At 41.3% G+C, this 7,132-nt stretch carries 7 protein-coding genes; all 7 read left to right on the top strand.

What is annotated here, in order from left to right:
• The first annotated feature begins 421 nt into the window (after nt 1-421).
• The 7 genes from KPX09_RS05615 to dnaN all read left to right on the top strand — a co-directional run bounded on the left by KPX09_RS05615 (nt 422) and on the right by dnaN (nt 6,586).
• Nucleotides 422-550, top strand: coding sequence for a hypothetical protein (locus KPX09_RS05615; RefSeq protein ID WP_275973641.1), 129 nt, complete (start codon nt 422-424; stop codon nt 548-550).
• Nucleotides 540-677 carry a hypothetical protein gene (locus KPX09_RS03780; RefSeq protein WP_249549061.1) on the top strand — a complete coding sequence of 46 codons (138 nt, stop codon included), beginning with the start codon at nt 540-542 and terminating at the stop codon, nt 675-677. The genes KPX09_RS05615 and KPX09_RS03780 overlap by 11 nt, the downstream gene beginning before the upstream one ends.
• Before the next feature lie 1,074 nt (nt 678-1,751).
• On the top strand, nt 1,752-2,288 hold the full coding sequence (ppa, locus tag KPX09_RS03775) for an inorganic diphosphatase (RefSeq protein ID WP_249549060.1): 537 nt from the start codon (nt 1,752-1,754) through the stop codon (nt 2,286-2,288).
• Nucleotides 2,289-2,889: 601 nt separating this feature from the next.
• A complete protein-coding gene (locus tag KPX09_RS03770) occupies nt 2,890-3,528 on the top strand; it encodes a helix-turn-helix domain-containing protein (RefSeq protein WP_249549059.1) in 639 nt (212 codons plus the stop codon).
• Between the two features lie 303 nt (nt 3,529-3,831).
• Nucleotides 3,832-4,662 (top strand): response regulator transcription factor, encoded by an 831-nt coding sequence (locus KPX09_RS03765; protein WP_249549058.1) that lies wholly within the window; start codon nt 3,832-3,834, stop codon nt 4,660-4,662.
• Between the two features lie 68 nt (nt 4,663-4,730).
• Entirely contained in the window at nt 4,731-5,345 is a 615-nt protein-coding gene (locus KPX09_RS03760; protein WP_249549057.1) for a ribonuclease D, read from the top strand.
• Nucleotides 5,346-5,458: 113 nt separating this feature from the next.
• Nucleotides 5,459-6,586 (top strand): DNA polymerase III subunit beta, encoded by a 1,128-nt coding sequence (dnaN, locus tag KPX09_RS03755; RefSeq protein WP_249549056.1) that lies wholly within the window; start codon nt 5,459-5,461, stop codon nt 6,584-6,586.
• The last annotated feature ends 546 nt before the right edge of the window (nt 6,587-7,132 follow it).

Genomic DNA, 7,132 nt, shown 5'->3' with positions numbered 1-7,132 from the left:
GATTATAATAGAAGTTGTTGAAGCGGGGTTATTATTGGTGGTGTGATAGCTAAGCTTGGGAGTGCGCAAAAATTTGAGGTGCTATGCTTATCTTGAGCAGCGGTGGCATTGTATCAAAGAATTAAGTGTAACAGAAGGTGTCTTGATGACTTCGCCGTATCATGAAGTAGTGCCGAGAATTTCCGCAAAAACTTTAGTAAGATTCCTTATATCGTCCACAATATCTTTGCTGTTTACATTACTATTTCCGCTGCTGAAGCCAAGTTCATCTGAATGTCTATTATTCCACGCCTAGCATTCCTATAGCGCTGCTCATGAAAACCTTAAAACCACCTACAGCACCACCTATTCTGTTATCCTGACATGCAGCCATAGTATCTCACACTGTAATAACTTTGCGTAAGGCTACCTTTACTGCAAATTGAAGCTTTTCGAGCAGCTAGAGGGCATACGAGGAGATCAGGAAATTGCGAGAATCCATGAGATGTATGATGTTGTAGATCTCTATAGATCATTATCCAGTGTGGATAGATTTATCTGTGTTGAATAAAATGCCCAGAGATGGTTTTGAGTTTACTAGCTTTGAGTTGAGTGTAACGGAGGATTTTGGGGTTACGATAGCTTTAGGAGTCTCAGTGAAGGGAGGAAAAAGATTAGGAATTTGGCCAAGAAGCTAGGTAATGCACTTAGAGGTATAAAGGGTGATAGACGTTGCGTCAGTTGATGTAAAAACAGGAAACTTTATTATACGCTTAGAGTGAATATGAAGTGCAAGAGGCATACTATCTATTGCAAATCACAGCTTTTGTTACTTTTCTTGGCTAGTACTAGTATTGCAGCAGGTCTATAGCATACAGAGCAAGCACAAAGAAGAAGTGACGATTCTTTACGAGGGTATATCAAAGATGAAGGCGGAGATTCACAATGCTCCTCATCATGTTTTTCAGTTAATATCAGGACGTTGGGGAGCAACACTTTTATCGCAGCAATGTTTCCCTCATGATATTGGCAGTCTGCCTATAATATTGAATCTACAAGTTCATTCTCATACTGAGTGCCCAGCATGTAGTAGGGAGACATACAGAATCAGCGAACTGCCTAGGTGATTATCTGGTGAGAATTTGCTTTAATTTATGCACCGAATTTTTCATGTTCAACTACTAGTTCTAGCCTATCACATGGAGCTTTGTAATATACTTGATACTATAATTCCAACACTTCCGTCTCAAGATCAAAGCACACCATTTTCAAACTCGATACTGGGATCAGTATTCTCCCGTTTATAGGTATTGAGCGTATTTTCTTTATATAGGGTAAGTAAGTGCACTGAGCTCTGCTTAGTAGTAATGCTTGATTTTGGATGCAAGCTCTTGATCTGTATAATGCTGAGCTGCATATAAGTTGGGCAACATCTGAATGTGCTTTGATAAGAGGGATATAGGGTTCTTTGCCGTTTATAAGCACGAAATGCATTAGGCAGAAGAGAGGTTTGCTTAAGATGATCTTGTAGTGCGATTTTTTGCAATCGATAGCTTTTTAAGTATTTAAGTTCGGCGATTGAGCAGCTATACACTGTATTTATTTTTGAGAGGGTAGTATGATTGTAGTATCACGTTTTGTGATGTTTTGCGTTTGTAAACATGGAATGTGCATTCGCTCTTATAGGTAGTAAAATAAGATGTTGAGTGTGTATTACTTTCCGTGCTCTGCAATCGGGGTTACTTTTTAAAAGTATGTGCAGGAGAAAAGGTATGAACTTAGATGATATAGGAAGTGGGAGTAATGCTCCTGAAGAGGTAAATGTTGTTATTGAAGTGAGTCAGGATTCTCACCCTGTTAAGTATGAGTTTGATGAGAAGAACGGTGCCTTGTGGGTTGACAGGTTTTTGCCGACTGCAATGTACTATCCGTGTAACTACGGTTTTATTCCCAACACAATTGCTGGTGATGGAGATCCTGTGGATGTATTAGTTCTGGCAAGGTTTCCTGTGATGCCAAGTACAGTAATGTGCGTTCGTCCGGTTGGTGTCTTGATGATGAATGATGAAAAAGGAGAAGATGCGAAGGTATTGGCTGTTCCGGCGACAAAAGTGGACCAGTATTACGGGAATGTTATTAATTACTCTGATTTACCAAGCACGTTTTTAGATTCTATTTCCCACTTTTTTTCTTTTTATAAGAAATTGGAGAAAGACAAATTTGTTTCAGTAGGGTGTTGGCAAGATGCTGCTTCTGCGAAGGAGCTAATACGTTCTGCTATTATAGCAGCTAAGAAAAGGAAAAATTAGCGCTGTATAAGTGAAACAGTGGTGTCGTACGTATCGATTTTAGGTAGAGCATGTTGCTGTTTGTTAGCTAGCGGCAGGACATATCATATAAGACATATCACCACGTGCACGAACATCGTGACTGTCTTGCCTAGCATTTTGGAAGATACTCTAATTTTATAAAGATATTGAGAGTGCTTGAGCAGTATATCTTAGTGTGCCGTGTATTGGCTTATGAGCACGGCACGTACTCCTGCAGCAAGCCCTTTTCATAAAAGATGTCATTTTTGTATACAGCACACCTCTTTAAGTAGCAGTTTAGTGACATTTCTAAAAAGAGTTAAGATGTCTGTTAATCAGGCACATACAATCTGCAATTATATACGGTTGAAAATGGCAGTAGTATGAGCCTATTCCTTCTTTTGCGTATTATACATCCGAAATTAACACTATCCTCACTAGTTGTTTGTAGTAACAAGGGAATTTTTGTTATGCTTTACCATAAATTTATTAAGCAACTATTGTGCGATCATAATGTTGACAAGCTACTAGGACATTAATGCTTGAGTTTATGTATTGAAAATTGTACAAGCTGTACTGATATTAACTGTAAGGCGAATTTATGGAAGAACAAGGTGGTTGCAGTAGTATAGTTGCCAGCAGAATCAGGTCTCAGATGGATAAAATTGGCGTAAACGCTCGCGAGCTAGCTGAGAAAGCTTCTGTTGGGAAGTCGTTCGTCTATGATATTTTGAGTGGTAAGTCTAGCAATCCCACGTCAAAGAAACTTATGGCCATTGCTGAGGTATTGCAGGTTCCTTTGGCATATTTAGTAGGCAGTGATGATGGGCTTTGTGAGGTTGCTTCTGGTGGCATTAGTCCTATATCTTACTTAGAAGATGAGGGTGTGGAGGGTAGCATAAAATATGAAAAATTTTATGTGCCAGCAAATACGAAATTACCGTTTCATACAGAACATTTACGCTTCTATGATGTTAAGGGAGACAGCATGTCTCCGACCCTGTTTGGGCAGGATATTGTGTTAGTAGATATATCAGATAAAGTTGCACATCCTGCTGGGGTGTTTGCAATTAAGGATTCAATCGGCATATTGATTCGTAGATTAGAGTATATTAGGGACAGTAGCAAAATAGTGTTGCATGTAGTTTGCGACAATAAGAAGTACTCATCGTATGAGTGTACAGTTGAAGATATTGAGATTTTGGGACGTGTTATATGGTATGCAAGAGCGCTACGGTAGGGGTTTTTCTGTCGTTATGATGTTATTAATAATGTGTTAACGCTTGTGAAAGGTGTTATATTGTTCCTGTGTGGTCGGTTGGCTGAGTTGGTTGTTGTGCTTATAATAGACGCGACTTTAGGTAGAGGATGACGGGTTTTACTGTGTTGTATGTGCAACATATGAGAAATATGTTATACATTTCGTGAGATCATGCTTGCTAATAATGATGGTATGCATGTTAGTTTCTAGCGAGGGTGTAGAGGAAGGAACGTTTGTGAGTCGTTGTGTGCCAGGGTTTTGTTTGGTTTTTGAGGTGTAGGTATGCGCATACTGTTAATAGAAGATGATGTTGCTTGTGCTAAAGCAGTTGAGGCTTCTTTGTCTGCAGAAGGGCATTTTTGTGAGACTATGGCTTCCGCTCAGGACTGCTATGGTAGTATAATTCCCAAGAACGATGATTATGACGTTGTTATACTAGATATACACTTTCCTGGAAAGATTGATGGATATGACATATTAGTGAAGCTTCGGGAGTCAGGTATCAGAGTACCTGTACTAATATTGTCATGTATTTCGTCGGTAGCTCATAAGGTTAAGGGACTTTATTATGGTGCTGATGATTACATTACCAAGCCTTTTCATAAGAGTGAATTGCTTGCAAGAATCAAGGCTGTTGTAAGACGTACTCGTGGGCATCCTGAATCGATAGTGCGTGTCGGAAATATATCAATAAACTTGGATCACAAGTGTGTTTCATGCAACGGGAACATCATACACTTGACTAAGAAAGAATATGGCATGATGGAGCTTTTGTCGTCTAGGTTGGGAACTGTGCTCACAAAGGAGATGTTTTTGTCGCATTTATATAGGGAGCTGGATGAGCCATCTGATGATAAGATCATAGATGTGTTCATGTGTAAGTTGCGCAAGAAGCTGAAGGTCGCTAATAACGGGAAAAATTACATCGAGACGGTATGGGGCAGGGGCTATGTACTTAAGGAGCATCCTTGCGATGATGGAGAGGATGATTCTTCTGGGGCCGCTGAGAAGAGGTGCGCTGTGGCCAGTTCTACTGAGGAGGATGGTGCTAGCAAGGCTTCTGGGTATGAGTGGTCTGCAGAGCAAAATCGGGATTATGCTGAAGAAGCTTAGTTTTGTGGATTGTTTTTTTCAAGGTGTGTGATAGAGTTAAGCCCTGTAGGTAGGGAGCGGGGTTTTGCATGGCTGTATTCGTGCATCGCAATGATTTGCCACATGACGTGGATCTGGGCGGTATGGTTGCTGTGGATACGGAAACCATGGGTTTGGTTTGCCGGCGAGATAGGGTGTGTTTAGTGCAGCTATCAGCGGGTAACGGCGATGCGCATCTTGTAAAGTTTGATGGTGATTATAGTGCTCCGAATCTCAGGAAAGTGATATCGGATCCCGGTGTTCTGAAGATTTTTCACTTTGCAAGGTTTGATGTTGCTGCGATTAGGCATGGTTTTGGAATGTGGGCAATGCCTTGTTATTGCACCAAGATAGCGTCGAGGTTAGTTAGGACTTATACCAACCATCACGGTCTTAAAGATTTATGCTATGAGCTCCTTGGGGTCAAAATTAATAAGGCTCAGCAGTCATCTGATTGGGGTAGGGAGGTTTTGACTGCAGAGCAACTGAGTTATGCAGCGGCAGATGTCATTTACTTGCATGCGATCAAAAAGAAGTTGGACATGATGCTGGAGCGCGAGGAAAAGCAGGAATTGGCCGAATCGTGTTTTAAATTTGTTCCTGTGCGTGCGGAATTGGATCTGTTGGGCTGGGATGGTGTAGATATATTCAGTCATCAGACATAGGGCTGTTCAGTGATATCAGTGGGTGTATTAAGCCTTCTGTTGAGCTTTTCGTATTGACATTGTTCTGGATTATGTTTAGAATGCGCAACTTTGGGAAGTAGTCTTAGGGGCTTATGAGCGGTGAGATAAGTAGAGGGCTTGATTTCAGTATCAGTCGAGAAGATCTGCTGCAAGCGCTGAATTATGTTAGCAGTGTTATCGAGCGGCGTAACAGTATTGCTGTTCTGTCCTGTGTTAGGATAGAAGCTAAGGGTTCAGTTGTTGAGTTTACTTCTACAGATTTAGATGTGTCAATAGAGGCGTGTGTACAGTCTAATGTTGCTACGGAAGGTGTAGCGGTAGCTTCTGCGCAGCTGCTGTATGACATAGTTAGAAAGCTTTCTGGTGGAGCAGACGTTAGGTTTAAGCTGAATGAAGGAAAGTTGCTTGTGGCGTGTGGAAATGCGCGATTCTATCTTCACGTTATATCTCCAGAGAAGTTTCCTGATATTGAGGGTAGTTCCCTTGATTGCGGGTTTGATGTACCTGCAACTAGTCTTGCGGAGCTTTTGAATAAGACCAAGTTTTCCATGTCTGTTGAGGAAAGTAGGTATAATCTAAGGGGGGTGTACTTCCATGTGGATGACGAAATGCTATGTTGTGTGGCAACAGATGGTCATCGTTTATCGCTGGCGAAGATAGGTAAGCCTGAAGGATTGCATTCTGGTATTGCGGTTATAATCCCGCGTAAGACAGTTAATGAGGTTTTGAAGATCATTAGCCATGGTGGAGGTGATGCGGCACAATTGGTCTCTGTAGGAATATCTAATAGGAAAATATGCTTTAGGTATAAGGGCTACTTCATGGTGTCCAAGGTGTTGGACGGTACGTTTCCGGACTACGCTGCCATTATACCAACGGAATGCGGTAATAGCGTATCAATCGATGCAAGTGTGTTGCAGAGTGCAGTAGACCGGGTATCAGTAGTAGTATTCGACAAGGTAAAAGCAATCAAGCTCTCCTTTAGCAAAGGTAAGCTGGTTTTAAGTTCGGCGTCGTCGGATCAGGGAGATGCAAGCGAAGAGTTGGCTGTAGACTATGAAGGAGATGACGTAGTAATAGGGTTAAATGCAAGATACCTAATGGAGGTGTTGGGGAGCATAAAGGGTGTTTGTGAAATAGTATTTAGCGACGGCAGTGCAGCAGTACTGGTTAAGGATGGCGAATATGGAATGCACATCATAATGCCAATGAGAATATAGGTTTTCATCTTCTCATCGATCATCACGTTTAATTTTCCTAAATTCTGTTCAAAGAGAAGAGTAGTGCGCTTATGAGACTATAGACGCCCTGTAGTCTGCTCTTTCCTTATATTTTTAGTGTTTATTTTCGAGTTACATGTGATTAGTAGTGTGTCAAAGTCCACTGGCGGTCAATTTTATGTTCGGATAGTTGTGCGGCAGAAGTTACTTTTGAAGTTTTTGAATCTGTTCAAGTAAAGCGCTTACTAAATTGAGAAGGAGTGCTCCCCTAGAACTTTGGAAATGGTTCCGAGCTTATTAAGTAAAAAGAAAAGCGCTGGCCATCTCGACGACGGATGGCAAGAGGTCAACGTTTATAATAGGCGTAGGGGAAGGTGTAATCAAAAACATTAAAGCAACAGAGATAGTTAAAGCATTAGAGCAGCAAGTCCAAGGAAAAGGAGGAGGAAGTCCCAGTACAGCCCGAGTAAGTCTGCCAAGCGAATATGCTACAAAAGCAGCTGAGATCATAAGGCAAACTGTTATTGACGCAATTTAAAATAGTGG

Origin of the sequence: Anaplasma phagocytophilum, assembly GCF_023476575.1 — a bacterium.
Classification (GTDB): domain Bacteria; phylum Pseudomonadota; class Alphaproteobacteria; order Rickettsiales; family Anaplasmataceae; genus Anaplasma; species Anaplasma phagocytophilum_A.
This window is presented reverse-complemented; position numbering and strand designations above follow the sequence as displayed.

Excerpts from the sequence above, each read along its gene's own strand:
- ppa (WP_249549060.1), top strand. The coding sequence starts at position 1,752 with ATGAACTTAGATGATATAGGAAGTGGGAGTAATGCTCCTGAAGAGGTA.
- KPX09_RS03770 (WP_249549059.1), top strand. The coding sequence starts at position 2,890 with ATGGAAGAACAAGGTGGTTGCAGTAGTATAGTTGCCAGCAGAATCAGG.
- KPX09_RS03765 (WP_249549058.1), top strand. The coding sequence starts at position 3,832 with ATGCGCATACTGTTAATAGAAGATGATGTTGCTTGTGCTAAAGCAGTT.
- KPX09_RS03760 (WP_249549057.1), top strand. The coding sequence starts at position 4,731 with ATGGCTGTATTCGTGCATCGCAATGATTTGCCACATGACGTGGATCTG.
- dnaN (WP_249549056.1), top strand. The coding sequence starts at position 5,459 with ATGAGCGGTGAGATAAGTAGAGGGCTTGATTTCAGTATCAGTCGAGAA.